The following is a 15765-nucleotide window of genomic DNA, read 5'->3' on the forward strand; positions in this document are numbered from 1 at the left end:
CGAATTTGCCCATCATTTCGTCCCGATTCATCCGATGATGTAAGAGCCCTTGTGGCCGCGTTCCCGCCGTCGCTAGCGTCGCCGAAATCCCCGGTCGTCATCCATGTTCCCGGGGCCCTCTCTGCGACGAAGGAGTCGACGTGGCGCACCGCCCGAGCCCACCCCCCTGGACCCGCCGGATACCGGCACTGCTGGCCGCCCTGGCCCTGATCGGGGTCGGGATCGTCCTGCCCACCGCCACCGCGACCCCCGCCGCGGCCGCCCCGCCGCGGGACGTCACCGTCTCCCTGGCCGGCACCCTCGGCCCGGCGATCGGCTGCGGGGAATGGGACGTCACGTGCACCGCCGCGGAACTGACCGCGCGCACCGGATCGGTGTACTCCGGCACGTTCACGCTGCCCGCCGGTGACTACGAGTACAAGGTCGCGATCGACCACAGCTGGGCCGAGTCCTACGGCACCGGCGGCCAGAACGTCGCCTTCACGCTGGACACCGAACAGCAGGTCACCTTCCGCTACGACGACGGCTCGCACGCGGTCGGACAGCTGGCCGCCGACGGCAGCACCGGGGTCAGCGTGGTCGCCGCGGGCAGCTTCCAGGACCAGCTCGGCTGCGGCGGGACCTGGGACCCGGGCTGCCTGGGGAGCTGGATGGCCCCGATCGGTGGCACGGTGTACGAGCTGCGCACGGACCGGCTCACCGCCGGGAGCTACGAGACGAAGGCCGTGGTCGAGAGCAACTGGGACCGGTCCTACCCTGCCAGCAATGTGACCTTCGAGGTGCCGCGGGACGGCGCCGAGGTGGTCATCACCCTCGATCTCGGAACCGGGGAGGTCATCGTGGACGTGGACGGCGCCGTGCCCGGATCGGGCTCCACCGCCTATTGGCTGGACGCCCGCACTCTGGCGGTGCCCGCCTCCGCCGGGTCGGGCGACTGGGCGTTGCAGGCCGCCCCGAACGGCGGCATCCAGGTCGCCGACTCCGGGGTCACGCTGCCCGGCGACGGGCAGACCATCGCGCTGACCGACGCCGGCACCGTCTCCGCCGAGCTGGCCGAGGCCCAGCCCCGGGTCCGCGGCTACCGTGCGCTCACCCTGCCCGACGGCATCGACGCCGCCGCCCTGCTCAGCGGTGAACTCCGGGTGACCCTCACCGGCGCGGGCACCGTGGACTACTCCACCGGCGTGCAGACCGCCGGGGTGATCGACGCGCTGTACACCGTCGACGACGACACCCCGCTGGGCGTGACCTGGTCCGGCGGTGCCCCGACCCTGCGGGTGTGGGCGCCCACCGCCAAGCAGGTCGCCCTGGACCTGGCGGGCGGATCGGTGCCGATGACCCGCGCCGACGACGGCACCTGGTCGGTCACCGGCGACCCGTCCTGGAACGGGATGAGCTACCGCTACGACGTCGAGGTCTACGTCCCGGGCACCGGTGTGGTGACCAACTCGGTCACCGACCCGTACTCGGTCGCCCTGACGCTCAACTCGACCCACTCGGTGCTGATCGACCTGGACGACCCGGCGTTCCAGCCCACGATCTGGACCGACAACGCCGCCCCGGTGGTGGAGAACGCGGTCGACCACACCATCTACGAGCTGCACGTGCGGGACTTCTCGATCAGCGACAGCACCGTCCCGGAGGCCGAGCGCGGCACCTATCTGGCCTTCACCCGGCAGGACTCGGACGGCATGACCCACCTGCGTGAGCTGGCCGACGCGGGGCTGACCACCGTGCACCTGCTGCCGACCTTCGACATCGCCTCGATCGAGGAGGACCGCTCTCAGCAGCAGACCACCGGTGACCTGTCCGGCTTCGCCGCCGACTCGCGCGAGCAGCAGGACGCGGTGAACGCGATCAAGGACCAGGACGCCTTCAACTGGGGCTACGACCCGTACCACTTCTTCGCCCCCGAGGGTTCCTACGCGACCACCGGCAACCAGGACGGCGGCGCCCGGGTGGCCGAGTTCCGCTCCATGGTCGGCGGCCTGCACGAGGCCGGCCTGCAGGTGGTGCTGGACCAGGTGTTCAACCACACCGCCGCCGCCGGACAGGACGACAAGTCCGTGCTGGACAAGATCGTGCCCGGCTACTACCACCGCCTGACCTCCGCCGGCAGCATCGAGACCTCGACCTGCTGCCAGAACGTCGCCACCGAGAACGCGATGGCGCAGCGCCTGATGGTCGACTCGGTCGTCACCTGGGCCAAGGACTACCGGGTCGACGGCTTCCGCTTCGACCTGATGGGCCACCACTCCCGGGAGAACATGGAGGCGATCCGTGCCGCCCTGGACGAGCTCACCCTGGAGAAGGACGGCGTCGACGGTTCCGCGATCTACCTCTACGGCGAGGGCTGGGACTTCGGCGAGGTGTCCGGCAACGCGCTGTTCACCCAGGCCACCCAGGGCCAGCTCGACGGCACCGGGATCGGCACCTTCTCCGACCGGCTGCGCGACGCCGTGCGCGGCGGCAGCCCGGTGAACGGCGGCTCGCTGTTCGAGCAGGGCTTCGGCACCGGCCTGGCCGTCGAACCGAACGGCCGGGAGGCCCAGCTCGGCGACGCGGGCACCGTGAACACCGGGTCGGAGCAGGAGTACGCCGACCTGGCCCACGCCACCGACCTGGTGCGGCTCGGCCTGACCGGCAACCTGCGGGACTACAGCTTCCTCACCTCCGACGGCACCGTGCGCACCGGCGACCAGATCGACTACAACGGCTCGCCGGCCGGGTACGCGACGTCCCCGGAGGAAGTGGTCTCCTACGTGGACGCCCACGACAACGAGACGCTGTTCGACGTGCTCACCACCAAGCTGCCCGCGGACATGGACATGTCCGACCGGGTGCGGATGAACACCCTGTCCCTGGCTACCGCGACCCTGTCCCAGTCGGTCACGTTCTGGCACGCCGGGACCGACCTGCTGCGCAGCAAGTCGCTGGACCGCGACTCCTATAACTCCGGCGACCACTTCAACCTGCTCGACTGGACCGGGCAGACCAACAACTTCGGGGTCGGGCTGCCCCCGGAGGAGAAGAACGGCGACTACTGGGACGTGCAGGGCCCGCTGCTGGCCGACGCGAACCTCAAGCCCGGCGCCGAGGACATCGCCACCGCCTCCGAGGCCGCCCAGGACCTGCTGCGGCTGCGCAGCTCCACCCCGTTGTTCCGGCTCGGTGACGCCGACCAGATCCAGGCCAAGCTGACCTTCCCCGGTTCCGGCCCGGACGCCGCCCCCGGCGTGATCGTGATGCGGGTGGACGACACGGTCGGCGAGGAAGCCGATCCCGAGCTGGACGGCCTGCTGGTGGTGTTCAACACCACCGGTGAGCCGATCACCGAGACGGTCGACGGGCTGGCCGGGCACGATCTGGCCCTGTCCGCGGTCCAGGCCGAGGGGGCGGACGACGTGGTGCGATCCACCACCTTCGACCAGGAGACCGGCACCGTGACCGTCCCGGCCCGCACGGTGGCTGTGCTGACCGAGGCCCAGGGCACCGCGCCGGTCGACCCGGTCGCGTCCGCCTCGATCACGCTGTCCGCCGGCCAGGTGCGCGCCGGCGAGCAGGTCACCGTCACCGGTGCGGACTTCGCGGCCGGCGCCGAGGTCGAGCTCTGGCTGCACTCCGACCCGGTGCAGCTCGGCACGGTCACCACCGCCGCCGACGGCACGTTCGCCGCGACCGTGACGGTCCCGGCGAGCACCGAGGCCGGCGCCCACACCCTCCGGGCGGTCGCCGGGGCGGTGGTGGCGGAGGCGCCGCTGACCGTGCTCGCCGCGGTGGGCGACCCGGGCGGCAGCGGCGACGGCACGACCGGCACGGGCGGCACGGGCGGCACGGGCGACGGCACCACGCCGACGCGGCTGGCGGTCACCGGCGCCGGGATCGCCGGACTGCTGCTCCTGGCCGCGGGACTGATCACCGCGGGCGTGCTCGCCCGCCGCGCTCAGCAGCGCCGGGCGTAGCCCACACCGGGCGTCTCCCGGACCGGGCTCTCGCCCACGCCGGGTGGGACCCACGCCGGGGGTCGCCTCGCACGGGGCGTCACCCGCACCGGGGTCTCGCCCACGCCGGGTGGGACCCACGCCGGGCGTCGCCGACCCCGGCCCCGGGCATCGCGCCCGGGCCGCACGGCGCACGGCCACCCGGGCCGGGCCGGTCAGCACGACCGGCCCGGCCCGGGTGCTGTTCCCGTGATGTCAATCCCGTATTGACATCACCGGAGCGTCAAGCGATCCTTGACGTCATGAGCACCCGGAAGCCTGCCCTCCGCCCGCTGGGCGACGCCGCCCCGGCTGGCCGCCCACTCCCGGCTACCGCCGCCCTGATCGCCCTCTCCGGCGTGATGACCCTGGTCGTCCCGCTCGCGCTCGGCACCGGTCCGGGCTGGGTCCGGGCGGTGGCGACCGTCGTGGCCCTGGTCTGCCTGGCCGCCGCAGGTGCCCTGCTCGGCCTCGCGGTCGCCACCTCGGCGCCCACCGGCCCCCGCCTGCTGCCGAAGGGCGGTCACGACGATGCCCGCTGACCGGAACACCGGCGACGACCGGACCGCCGCCCGCGATGCCCTGCACGACCTGGTCGCCCGGGTCCGGCCGGAGCTGGTCCGGGCCCAGGACTCGGGCGACCGCGACGCGGGCCTCGACCTGGTCGCCTTCACCCAGGTGCTGTCCGAGGAGGCCGCCACCATGCGCGACGACGCGGTCGCCTCGGCCCGGCACCAGAAGACCAGTTGGGCCCAGATCGGCGACCGGCTCGGCATGTCGCGCCAGGCCGCCCAGCAACGCTTCGGCGACCCCGGCCCCGACCACCACGACCGGGTGTCCGACCCCGCCCGGGCCGCCGTCGGCGAGGTGTGGCGGCTGTCCCCGGTGACCGCCTTCGACGAGATGGAGCAGCTCGACCACTACGGCCGGCAGGGCTGGCACTCGGTCGGCTACGGAATCCTGTTCCACGACCTGGTCAAGGACTCGGTCGCCTGGGAGCACCGCCGGGTGTCGGTCCTCGGCCCCGGACGCGCCCGGCTCGAGGCGGACGGCTGGCGGGTCGTCGGCGGCGGCTGGTTCCCCTGGTCGTACTACGCCCGCCCCACCGGCCGCCCGGCCGAGTCCTGACCGACCCCGCGAGTCCTGCTCGACCCGGCGAGTACTGACCGACCCGGCCGAGTCCTGCTCGGCCCGGCTCACCCGTGCTCGACCCGGCTCACCCGTGCTCGACCCGGCTCACCCGTGCTCGACCCGGCTCGCCCGTGCTCGACCCGGCTCGCCCGTGCTCGACCCGGCCCACCCGTGCTCGACCCGCCCCCCGTGCTCGACCCGCCCCTCGGGCCCGACTTCCTCCTCGAGAGTGCACGAATGCACGCCTCCGGGGGCTGGGAGGCGTGCATTCGTGCACTCTCGGCGAGGCGAGGCGAGGCGAGGCGAGGGGAGGCGAGGCGAGGGGAGGGGAGGCGAGGCGAGGGGAGGGGAGGCGAGGGGAGGCGAGGCGGGGGAGGCGGGAGGCGAGGTGAGGTGAGGCGGGGACGGGCGGGAGGCGCGAGGCGGGGGCGGGCAGGAGGCGAGACGGGGACAGACTGCGGCGGACGCTGGCGCACCCGCGGGCTACCCGGCCCCGACGGTCAGGTGTCCGCGGGCCGCAGGGCGCCGACCCGGGGGCCGAGCAGCCGGACGGTCAGGACGCCGGACACCGCCTGGGCGGCGAGCAGCCCGGCCAGCACCAGGAGCTGCACCTGGGCGGCCAGCGCGGAGGAGGCCCCGCCGAGCAGCAGGCCGACGAACGCGCCCGGCAGCGTGACAAGTCCGGCGCTGCGGGTCTGGTCGATGCCCGGCACCAGCGCCCAGCGGACGGCGTGCCGGGCCTGTTCGGCGACCGCCTGCCCGGGCCGGGCGCCGAGCGCGATCCAGCCCTCGACCTCGGCCCACTGGGTCCGGGCGTCCTCCCGGAGCCGGCCACCGCTGACGGCAGCAGCGGTCATCGCCCCGCCGATCATCTGCGCCGCGAACGGCAGCACGGTCTCCGGCTCGGTCGCGAGGGCTCCGCTGGCCAGCACGGCCCCGGCGGCCACGGCGGACCCGGCGGTGATCGCCAGCACCAGGTGCCCGGTGACCGCGCGGCCGAGCCCGATCCGGCGGGTCGCGGTGAACGCGGCGGCGACCACCATCACCGGCAGGTAGACCGCGATGCCGGCCGGGTGCCGGAACACCCAGGCGATCACCAGTGCGACCAGCATCAGCTGCACCGCCCCGCGACCGACCGCCCAGAGGGTGTCCCGGCCGACCGGCACCCGCCCGGCGCGGGTCACGGCCAGGGCGATCCCGATCAGCACGGTCACCGCGAGCGCGGTGCGCAGCACCTCGGGCCAGGTCACGCCGAGCAGGTTAGCGGGCGAGCTCCGCGGTCGACCCGCGCCGCACCAGGGTGGTGTCCAGGCGGACGTGCATCGCGCCGGGCTGGTCCCCGCGCAGCAGGGTGAGCAGCATCGTGACCGCCTCGGCGCCGAGCCGCTGGATCGGTTGCCGCACGGTGGTCAGGGGCGGGGTGGCGCCGGCGGCCTCGGGCACGTCGTCGAAGCCGACGACGGACAGATCCTCCGGCACCCGGAGGCCGGCGGCCTGGGCGACCTCCATCGCGGCGATGGCGGAGATGTCGTTGGCGGCGAAGACCGCGGTCGGCCGCTCGTCCAGTGCCAACAGTTCGGACATCGGGCCGCGTGCGGGTTCGGAGCGGTAGTCGCCGATCCGGATCAGCGACTCGTCCACGTCGATCCCGGCCGCCGCCATCGCCTGGCGGTACCCGGACTCGCGCAGGTGGGAGGACTCCAGGTCCGGCCGCCCGGCCAGGAAGGCGATCCGGCGGTGGCCGAGGGCGAGCAGGTGTTCGGTGGCCAGGCGTCCGCCGGTGAGGTTGTCCGAGTCGACGGTGGGGAAGCCGGTGGGCCCGGTGTGCGGGTCGACGGCGACCACCGGGACCTGGGCCTCGGCCTCGACCACCGAGGGGGTGACCAGCACCGCGCCGTCGATCAGGGTGCCGCTGAGCCGGGACAGGTACCGCCGCTCCCAGCCCGGTCCGCTCATCGCGCCGGTGTAGGCGAGCAGCTCGTACCCGGCGTCGGCGACCGCGGCGGCGGCGCCCTTGAGGATCTCGGTGCTGAACGGTTCGAACTCGGCGACCAGGATCCCGATCACCTGCGTGCGGTGCGACCGCAGCGAGCGGGCGACCAGGCTCGACTCGAAGCCGAGGTCGTCGATCACCTGCTGGACCCGGGCTGAGGTGGCCTGGGCCACGCCGTACCGGCCGTTGATCACCTTGGACACGGTCGCCACCGAGACATCGGCGGCCCGGGCCACATCCGTGATCGTCACTCGACGAGACATGCGAGGAGCTTACCCGGTTGCGAAAACGTTATCGATAACGGTTGACACACCCTCGGATCGTTAGGGAGGGTGGGCCCCACGAGCCGGTTGACGATGACGGGTTTCGCAAGGGCGAGGTCTGACGGCGGGCGCGACCCATCACGGGTCGGCCGCACGGGGGAGTGGGCCTCAACGCTTCTGTTCAACTCAACGAAGAGGACAGATTTCATGAAGACAAGGAAGATGCTCGTGGCCTCGGCCGCCCTGATGGCCGGCATCCTGGGGCTCAGCGCCTGCGGCAGCGGCGGTTCGGGCGGCGGCGACGAGGACGGGCCGGTCACGCTCACGATCTGGCACAACTCGACCACGGGCCCCGGCAAGCAGTACTGGGTGGACGCGACCGAGGCGTTCACGGCGGACAACCCCGATGTCTCGTTCGACATCCAGACGATCCAGAACGAGGACATGGACGGCAAGCTGCAGACGGCGGTGAACTCCGGCGATCTGCCCGACATCTTCATGGCGCGCGGCGGCCAGAAGCTCGCCGACATCGTGGCCACCGGCAAGGTCAAGGACCTGACCGACTCCATCAGCGACGACGCCAAGTCGTCGATGGGTGCGGCCCTGTCGGCCTTCGAGGTCGACGGCAAGAACTACGCGGTGCCCACGGCCGTGCTCCCCGGCGGGATCTTCTACTCCAAGGACCTGTTCGCGCAGGCCGGGATCACCGAAGAGCCGAAGACGATGGACGACCTGAACGCCGCCGTCGACAAGCTCAAGGCCGCGGGGATCCAGCCGATCGCGCTGGGTGCCAAGGACGCCTGGCCGGCCGCGCACTGGTACTACTTCTTCGCGCTGCGGTCCTGCTCGCAGGAGACGATCAGCAAGGCGGCGGACGCCAAGGAGTTCGACGACCCGTGCTGGCAGACCGCCGGTGAGGAGCTGGAGGAGTTCGCCGGCACCAACCCGTTCAACCAGGGCTTCCTGACCACTCCGGCCCAGGAGGGTGCGGGCTCCTCGGCGGGCCTGATCGCCAACCACCAGGCCGCGATGGAGCTGATGGGTGGCTGGAACGTGGGCGTGATCGCGTCCCTGACCCCGGACGAGCAGCCGCTGCCCGACCTGGGCTGGTTCCCGTTCCCCGAGGTGGACGGTGGCGACGGTGACCCGACCGCCATGATGGGCGGTGTCGACGGGTTCTCCTGTGCGGCGGATGCGCCGAGTGCCTGCGAGGACTTCCTGAACTTCATCGCCACGAAGGACCAGCAGGAGGCGTACGCCGAGGCGTACCAGACGATCCCGGCGAACCAGGAGGCCCAGGGGGCCGTGGCCGACCCGGCGCTGGAGCCGATCATGACGGCGTACAACGACGCGGCGTACGTCATCACCTGGCTGGACACCGTCCTGGGCCAGAACGTGGGCAACTCCCTGAACACCGGCGTGGTCGACATGCTCGCCGGCAAGGGCGACGCGGACTCCATCGTCGCAGCGATGAACTCCGCAGCAGCGCGAGAGTGACGTGATGTCCGACTCCTCGGTTCTGCGCTCAGAATCCGTGGTGCCGGACGCCTCGAGCACCGTCGGGGGCGGCCACACGCCGCCCCCGACGGCGCGCAGGGCGTCGCGCCGCCGCGGAGGAGACTGGCGCAAGCGCGCAGAGATCACCGTGCTGTCCGGCCCGGCGATCCTCATGTTCCTGACGTTCGTGATCGCCCCGATCCTGATGGCGGCCTACTACGGCTTCTTCAAGTGGAAGGGCTTCGGCCCGCCGACGGACTTCGCCGGGCTCGACAACTACGTCACGATCCTGACCGACCCGACGTTCCGGGCGGCCGTGGGGCACAACTTCGTCATCGCGATCCTGTCCCTGGTGCTGCAGGGTCCGATCGCGATCCTGTTCGCCCTGCTGATGAACCAGAAGATCCGCGGCCGGTCCGTGATCCGGGTGCTGATCTTCGTCCCCTACGTGATCTCCGAGGTCATCGTCGGGACCGGCTGGTCGCTGATGATGGCCGACACCGGAGCGGTGAACTCCCTGCTCGCCAGGATCGGCCTGGAGAACCTGCAGCAGTCGTGGCTCGCGGATCCCAACTTCGCGATGGGCACCCTGATGGTGATCCTGACCTGGAAGTACGTCGGGTTCGCGGTCATCCTGATGCTGGCCGGCCTGCAGTCCATCCCGGAGGAGCTGTACGAGGCGGCCTCGATCGACGGGGCCAGCTTCTGGCAGCAGCAGTTCCGGATCACGCTGCCCCTGCTCGGCCCGACGATCCGGATCTGGGCGTTCCTGTCCATCATCGGCGCGCTGCAGCTGTTCGACCTGGTCAACATCATCTGGGGCCAGTACGTGGCGGCCACCGCGGGCACCTCCACGATGGCGACGTACATGTACCTCAACGGTCACATGGCCGGGAACTACGGGTACGGCAACGCGGTCGCGGTCGTGCTGTTCTTGATCTCGCTCGTCGTCGCGCTGTTCTACCAGCGGTTCGTGCTGCGGCGGGACACCCAGGGCGCCCTGACCGGCCCCTCGGGTAGGAAGGGGAGGAAGAAGTGAGCGTCGCGACGACCGGGCGGTCCCGGCTGCCGGAGGCTGCTCCGGGGACCTACGACCTGCGCCCGACCAAGAAGTTCTCCTGGGGCAGCCCGGTGACCTACCTGATCGCGATGGTGCTGATCACGGCGTGTATCGCGCCGGTCGCCTTCATCGTCGTCGGCGGCTTCCGGACGAACTCCCAGATCACGCAGGACCCCGCCGGGCTGCCGTCGCCCTGGGTGATCAGCAACTACGTCGAGGTGCTCCAGTCCAAGTCGTTCTGGACCGCGATGGGCAACTCCGCGATCTCGGCGCTGGGCACCACCGTAGGCGTGGTCATCCTCGGCGTGATGGCGTCCTACGTCATCGCCCGGTACAACTTCGCCGGCAAGGGCGTCATGTACTCCCTGTTCGCCGCCGGTCTGATGTTCCCGATGACCGTGGCCATCACCCCGCTGTACCTGATGGTGCGCACCCTGGGGCTGACGAACTCGCTGGCCGGGATCATCCTGCCGCAGATCGCCTTCGCCCTACCGGTGACGATCATCATCCTGGTGCCGTTCCTGCGGGCGATCCCGATGGAACTGGAGGAGGCGGCCTCGATCGACGGGGCCAGCCGGCTCGGGTTCTTCTGGCGGATGGTCATCCCGCTCTCGCTGCCCGGTGTGATCACCACCGGGATCCTGGCGTTCGTCGGGGCGTGGAACGGCTACATGCTCCCGCTGTTCATCCTGTCCGACCCGAACACGTTCACCCTGCCGCTCGGGGTGGCGAACTTCGCCTCGCAGTACTCGGTGGACACGGCCAAGGTCCTGGCCTTCACGTCGCTGTCGATGATCCCGGCACTGATCTTCTTCTCGCTGTTCGAGCGGCGGATCGTCGGCGGGCTCACCGGAGCCGTCAAGGGCTGACCCAGCTGCACAACCTGGGCTCCGCGTTCGACGCGCGTGGAGCCGCAGACACTCGCGCGTCATGACGAAGGAGAAGGGCCCCCGTGTCCGACGTCCCTGCTATGCCCAAGGTCTCCGAACGCGTGCGCGCGCTGCACTCGGAGATGACCCTCGAGGAGAAACTGGCCCAGATCGTGGGCTACTGGATCGACCAGCACGGGACCGTCGCCCCGATGCAGTCCGAGATGGCTGCCGGCCAGCAGGCGTCGAGCGAGCTGACCGACATCACCCGGCACGGCATCGGCCACTACACCCGGGTGTACGGCACCCGGCCGGTCGACCCGGCGGAGCGCGCCGCCTGGCTGTGGGACGAGCAGCGGCGCCTGCAGCGGGAGACCCGGCTGGGCATCCCGGCGCTGGTGCACGAGGAGTGCCTGACCGGACTGGCCGCCTGGCGGGCCGCCACCTTCCCGACCCCGCTGGCCTGGGGTGCGGCCTTCGACCCGGAGCTGGTCGAGCAAGCCGGGCGGGCGATCGGCGACTCGATGCGCCGGCTCGGCGTGCACCAGGGCCTGGCCCCGGTGCTGGACGTGATCGGCGACGCCCGCTGGGGCCGGGTCGACGAGTGCATCGGCGAGGACCCGTACCTGGTCGGCACGGTCGGCACCGCCTACGTGCGCGGCCTCCAGGACGCCGGGGTGCACGCCACGCTGAAGCACTTCGTCGGGTACTCGGTGTCGCGGGCGGGGCGCAACCACGCCCCGGTCAGCATCGGCCCGCGCGAGGTGGCGGACGTGCTGCTGCCGCCGTTCGAGATGGCGGTGCGCGACGGCGGGGCCAAGTCGGTGATGAACGCCTACGTCGACCTGGACGGCGTGCCGATGGCTGCCTCGGAGGAGTACCTGACCCGGCTGCTGCACGAGGAGTGGGGCTTCGACGGGGTGGTGGTCGCCGACTACTTCGCGGTGGCCTTCCTGGAGGTGATGCACCGGGTGGCCGGCGACCGCGGCGAGGCGGCCGAGTTGGCGCTGACCGCCGGGATCGACGTCGAGCTGCCCACCGGTGACGCCTACCTCGCGCCGCTGGCGGAGCGGATCCGGGCCGGCCTGACCGACGAGGCGATCGTCGACCGGGCCGTGCTGCGGGTGCTGGCGCAGAAGGAGGAGCTCGGCCTGCTCGACCCGGAGGCCTACGCCGGCGAGCCGCCCACGGAGCTGGATCTGGACCCGGTCGAACACCGGGCGCTGGCCCGGCTGCTGGCGCAGGAGTCGGTGGTGCTGCTCAGCAACGACGGCGTGCTGCCACTGGCCGCACGCAAGGTCGCCGTCATCGGGCCGAACGCCGACCGGGCCGAGGCACTGATGGGCTGCTACGCCTTCGCCAACCACGTGCTGCCGTCCCACCCCGAGGTGCCGATGGGCATCGAGGTGCCGACCGTCGCCGAGGCGCTGCGTGCGGCCGGGCTCGACCTGACCGTCGTGGCCGGCTGCGCGGTCGAGGGGGAGGACACCAGCGGCTTCGCCGAGGCGGTGGACGCCGCCCGGGCCGCCGAGGTCGCGGTGGTGGTGGTCGGTGACCAGGCCGGGCTGTTCGGCCGGGGCACCGTCGGGGAGGGCAACGACGCCGAGTCGCTGGACCTGCCGGGGGTGCAGCGCCGTCTGGTCGAGGAGCTGGTCGCCACCGGCACCCCGGTGGTGCTGGTGGTGCTGACCGGCCGCCCCTACGTGCTCGACTGGGCGCTCGGCGACGGGCCGCGGCCGGCCGCGGTGCTGCAAGCGTTCTTCCCGGGTGAGGAGGGCGGCACGGCGATCGCTGACATCCTGACCGGCGCGGCCAACCCCTCCGGCCGGCTGCCGGTCAGCCTGCCCCGGTCCGCCGGTGCGCAGCCGTACCGGTACCTCACCCCGGTGCTCGGCGGTCCGTCGGACGTGACCTCCGCCGACTCGACCCCGGTGCGGCCGTTCGGCTTCGGCCTGTCCTACACCAGCTTCAGCCACACCGAGCTGGTGGTGGACGACACGGTCGCCGCGGGCGGCGAGTTCACCGCCGAGGTCACCGTCACCAACACCGGCGACCGGGCGGGTGCGGACGTGGTCCAGCTGTACGGCCACGACGTGCAGGGCACGGTGGTGCGGCCGGTGGCCCAGCTGCTCGGCTACCACCGGGTGGAGTTGGCGCCGGGGGAGTCGGCACGGCTCCGGTTCGTGGTGCCCACCGCGCGGCTGGCGTTCAGCGACCGGTCGTTGACCCGGATCGTCGAGCCCGGCGAGGTGCAGATCTGGGTCGGCGACCACGCTGCCGCCTCGTCCGCCGGCACCGACGGCGCCCGGACCTCCACCTCCGGCACGATCACCAACCACCGCTCGGCGCAGGTCCGGGAGGTGCCCGGCACGGCGACCGAGCGGGCCACGCTGAGCGTGACCGGTGACGTCCACCGGGTGACCGCCGCCGACGGCCGCCTGGTCCGGGTGGAGCGCGTGGGGGTGCCCCAGCACGCATGAGAGCCACCAACCCGGTGCTGCCGGGCTGCTTCCCCGACCCGAGCGTGTGCCGGGTCGGGGAGTGGTTCTACCTGGTGAACTCGACCTTCGAGTACCTGCCCGGCCTCCCGGTGCACCGCAGCCGCGACCTGGTGCACTGGGAGCCGGTGGGGCACGCGGTGACCGGGCAACTCGACCTGGCCGGGCTGGCGTCCTCCCAGGGGCTGTACGCGCCGACCCTGCGGCACCACGCCGGCCGGTTCTGGCTGGTGTGCACCGTGGTCGGCGGCGGCGGGCACCTGCTGTTGACCGCCGAGGACCCGGCGGGTCCCTGGTCCGACCCGGTCTGGCTCGCCGGTGAGGGGATCGACCCGTCGCTGTTCGTCGACGACGACGGCCGGGTCTGGTTCCATGCCACCCGCCCGGCCGCGGAGCCGGAGTGGCCGGGACAGACCGGGATCTGGCTCCGGGAGCTGGTCGACGGGGAGCTGACCGGCCCGGAGCACGTGCTGTGGACCGGGGCGGTGCGCGGCGCGGTCTGGTCCGAGGGGCCGCACCTGTACCGGGTCGGCGACCACTACTACCTGATCACCGCCGAGGGCGGCACCGAGTTCCATCACGCCGTGGCGGTCGCCCGGGCGGACCGGGTCACCGGCCCGTACACCGGCAACCCGGCGAACCCGGTGCTCACCCACCGTCACCTGGGCCGGGACGCCCCGATCGCCGCCGCCGGCCACGCCGACCTGGTGCAGGCGCCGGACGGGTCCTGGTGGGCACTGCTGCTCGGCGTGCGGCCCTACGGCGGCTTCCACCACAACCTGGGCCGGGAGACGTTCCTGGTGCCGGTGGTCTGGGAGGACGGCTGGCCGGTGTTCGCCCCGGGGGAGGGCCGGGTGCCGGCGCAGGTCGAGGTGCCTTTCGCCGGGCCGGACCCGTCGCCCACCGCCGGACCCGTCCCGTCGGCGACCGGACTCGTGCCGCCCGGCGACCCGGCCTGGTGCGCGCCGCGCCACCTGCCCACCGACCTGGCCACCCCCGATGGCGACGGCTGGCTGCTCCCGGCCCGCCCGGCCACCCTGGCGGACACCGCTCCGACGTCCTTCCTGGGCGTCCGCCAGCGGCACCGGGACTGCGAGGTGGTCGTCACCCTCGACTCGACCCCGGCGCCTGGCACCTGGGCCGGGCTGGCGGTGCGGCAGTCCGAGTCGGACCACCTGACCCTGCTCACCGACGGGTCCCGCACCCGGGCGGTGCTGCGCCGGGCCGGCCGGGAGCTCGCGCTGGGCGAGTTGCCCGCCGGTGCCACGGTCTGCGTGCTGCGCACCAGCGGGCAGGACTACGCCCTGCTGGCCGGGCCGGACACCGATCACCTGACCGAGGTCGCGGTGGCGGACGGCCGGAGCCTGGACTCGGTCAGCGCGGGCGGGTTCCTCGGCCTGTGGATCGGGGTGTACGCCACCGGCGACGGCGGGGCCACCCGGCTCACGCTGGGGTACCGGCCACTGGCGACCGACCGGTAGGGATTCACCGGCGGCACGATAGGGTCGGGGGCGATGACTGGGAACCCCGCACACCGCCGGATCATCTTCCTCGATGTGGACGGCACCTTCGCCGACCACGGCGACGTGCCCCCGGGTCACGTGGCCGCGGTCCGGGCCGCCCGCAGCGCCGGGCACCGGGTGCTGCTGTGCACCGGCCGGCCCAAGTCGATGCTCCCGGAGCGGATCCTGGCGGCGGGCTTCGACGGCATCGTGGCCAGTGCCGGCGGCTACGTCGAGGTCGACGGGACCCTGCTGGCCGACCGCCGGTTCCCGCCGGAGATCGCCGCCCGCGCGGTGGAGGTGCTGCACCGGCACGACGCCGCCTACGTGCTGGAGGCCCCGGACGCGCTCTACGGCCCGCCGGACGTCCGCGAGCGGCTGCGCGCGGCGTGGACCGCGCGGATGCAGGCCGACCCGGAGGAGTCCCGGCACGAGGGACCGCTGGACATCCTGGACGGCCTGATCGCCGACGCCGACCTGTCCACGGTCTCGTTCGCGAAGATCACCTGCTTCGACTGCGCGGTGCCGGTCACCCAGCTCGCCCGGGAGATGGGGCCGGAGATCGCCGCGCTGCCCAGTTCGATCCCGGGCCTGGGCGAGCGGGCCGGGGAGATCTACGTCGCCGCGGTGGACAAATCGATCGGCATCCGGGACGTGATCGCCCACCTCGGCGTGCCCCGGGAGGACACCATCGCGGTCGGCGACGGACTGAACGACCTGGAGATGCTGGAGTTCGCCGGGATCGGGGTGGCGATCGAGGACGGCGACCCGGCGGTGATCGCGGTGGCCGACCGCACCGCCCCGCCGCCGAGCGCCGAGGACCTGGTGACCGCCTTCCGTGACCTGGGACTGATCGACGGGCTCTGATCGGCCCGGACCCGCCCGCGGGTGACCGGCCTGCACGGTCGCGGGTCGCGGCGCCCGCATCGGGACACCCCGTCGCCCGCGGCGTCGGTGAACGCGCTGTGAGCC

11 protein-coding genes are annotated in these 15765 nt (G+C 72.6%); 9 read left to right on the plus strand and 2 right to left on the minus strand.

The annotated features are described in order from the left end of the window. Positions 1-140: 140 nt before the first annotated feature. The 3 genes from pulA to HGA03_RS15260 all read left to right on the plus strand — a co-directional run bounded on the left by pulA (position 141) and on the right by HGA03_RS15260 (position 5108). Positions 141-3962, plus strand: a complete 3822-nt coding sequence (pulA, locus tag HGA03_RS15250; RefSeq protein ID WP_239073802.1) for a pullulanase-type alpha-1,6-glucosidase — start codon at positions 141-143, stop codon at positions 3960-3962. 281 nt (positions 3963-4243) lie between these two features. Next, positions 4244-4522 carry a hypothetical protein gene (locus tag HGA03_RS15255; protein ID WP_168631154.1) on the plus strand — a complete coding sequence of 93 codons (279 nt, stop codon included), beginning with the start codon at positions 4244-4246 and terminating at the stop codon, positions 4520-4522. Continuing rightward, a complete protein-coding gene (locus tag HGA03_RS15260) occupies positions 4512-5108 on the plus strand; it encodes a hypothetical protein (RefSeq protein WP_168631155.1) in 597 nt (198 codons plus the stop codon). Before HGA03_RS15255 ends, HGA03_RS15260 begins: the two co-directional genes overlap by 11 nt. 503 nt (positions 5109-5611) lie before the next feature. Here HGA03_RS15260 and HGA03_RS15265 read toward each other — a convergent pair. Continuing rightward, positions 5612-6361, minus strand: coding sequence for an ABC transporter permease (locus tag HGA03_RS15265; RefSeq protein WP_168631156.1), 750 nt, complete (start codon positions 6359-6361; stop codon positions 5612-5614). Positions 6362-6371: 10 nt separating this feature from the next. Continuing rightward, the gene (locus HGA03_RS15270) at positions 6372-7367 is read right to left on the minus strand and encodes a LacI family DNA-binding transcriptional regulator (protein ID WP_168631157.1); all 996 of its coding nucleotides are present in this window, start codon (positions 7365-7367) and stop codon (positions 6372-6374) included. Between the two features lie 207 nt (positions 7368-7574). On the opposite strand from HGA03_RS15270, the gene HGA03_RS15275 reads away from it, so the two are divergent. The 6 genes from HGA03_RS15275 (at position 7575) to HGA03_RS15300 (ending at position 15660) form a co-directional block, all read left to right on the plus strand. Next, positions 7575-8864, plus strand: coding sequence for an ABC transporter substrate-binding protein (locus HGA03_RS15275; RefSeq protein ID WP_168631158.1), 1290 nt, complete (start codon positions 7575-7577; stop codon positions 8862-8864). A gap of 4 nt (positions 8865-8868) precedes the next feature. Next, positions 8869-9903, plus strand: a complete 1035-nt coding sequence (locus HGA03_RS15280; RefSeq protein ID WP_168631159.1) for a carbohydrate ABC transporter permease — start codon at positions 8869-8871, stop codon at positions 9901-9903. 26 nt (positions 9904-9929) lie between these two features. Beyond that, a complete protein-coding gene (locus tag HGA03_RS15285) occupies positions 9930-10793 on the plus strand; it encodes a carbohydrate ABC transporter permease (protein WP_239073693.1) in 864 nt (287 codons plus the stop codon). A gap of 101 nt (positions 10794-10894) precedes the next feature. Next, positions 10895-13273: a beta-xylosidase/alpha-l-arabinosidase gene (locus HGA03_RS15290; protein ID WP_203767624.1), complete on the plus strand. Its 2379-nt coding sequence runs from the start codon at positions 10895-10897 to the stop codon at positions 13271-13273. Continuing rightward, positions 13270-14772, plus strand: a complete 1503-nt coding sequence (locus HGA03_RS15295; protein WP_168631160.1) for a glycoside hydrolase family 43 protein — start codon at positions 13270-13272, stop codon at positions 14770-14772. Before HGA03_RS15290 ends, HGA03_RS15295 begins: the two co-directional genes overlap by 4 nt. 33 nt (positions 14773-14805) lie before the next feature. Beyond that, positions 14806-15660, plus strand: coding sequence for an HAD hydrolase family protein (locus HGA03_RS15300; RefSeq protein WP_168631161.1), 855 nt, complete (start codon positions 14806-14808; stop codon positions 15658-15660). The last annotated feature ends 105 nt before the right edge of the window (positions 15661-15765 follow it).

Source organism: Cellulomonas denverensis (assembly GCF_012396125.1).
GTDB classification, from domain to species: Bacteria; Actinomycetota; Actinomycetes; order Actinomycetales; family Cellulomonadaceae; genus Cellulomonas; species Cellulomonas denverensis.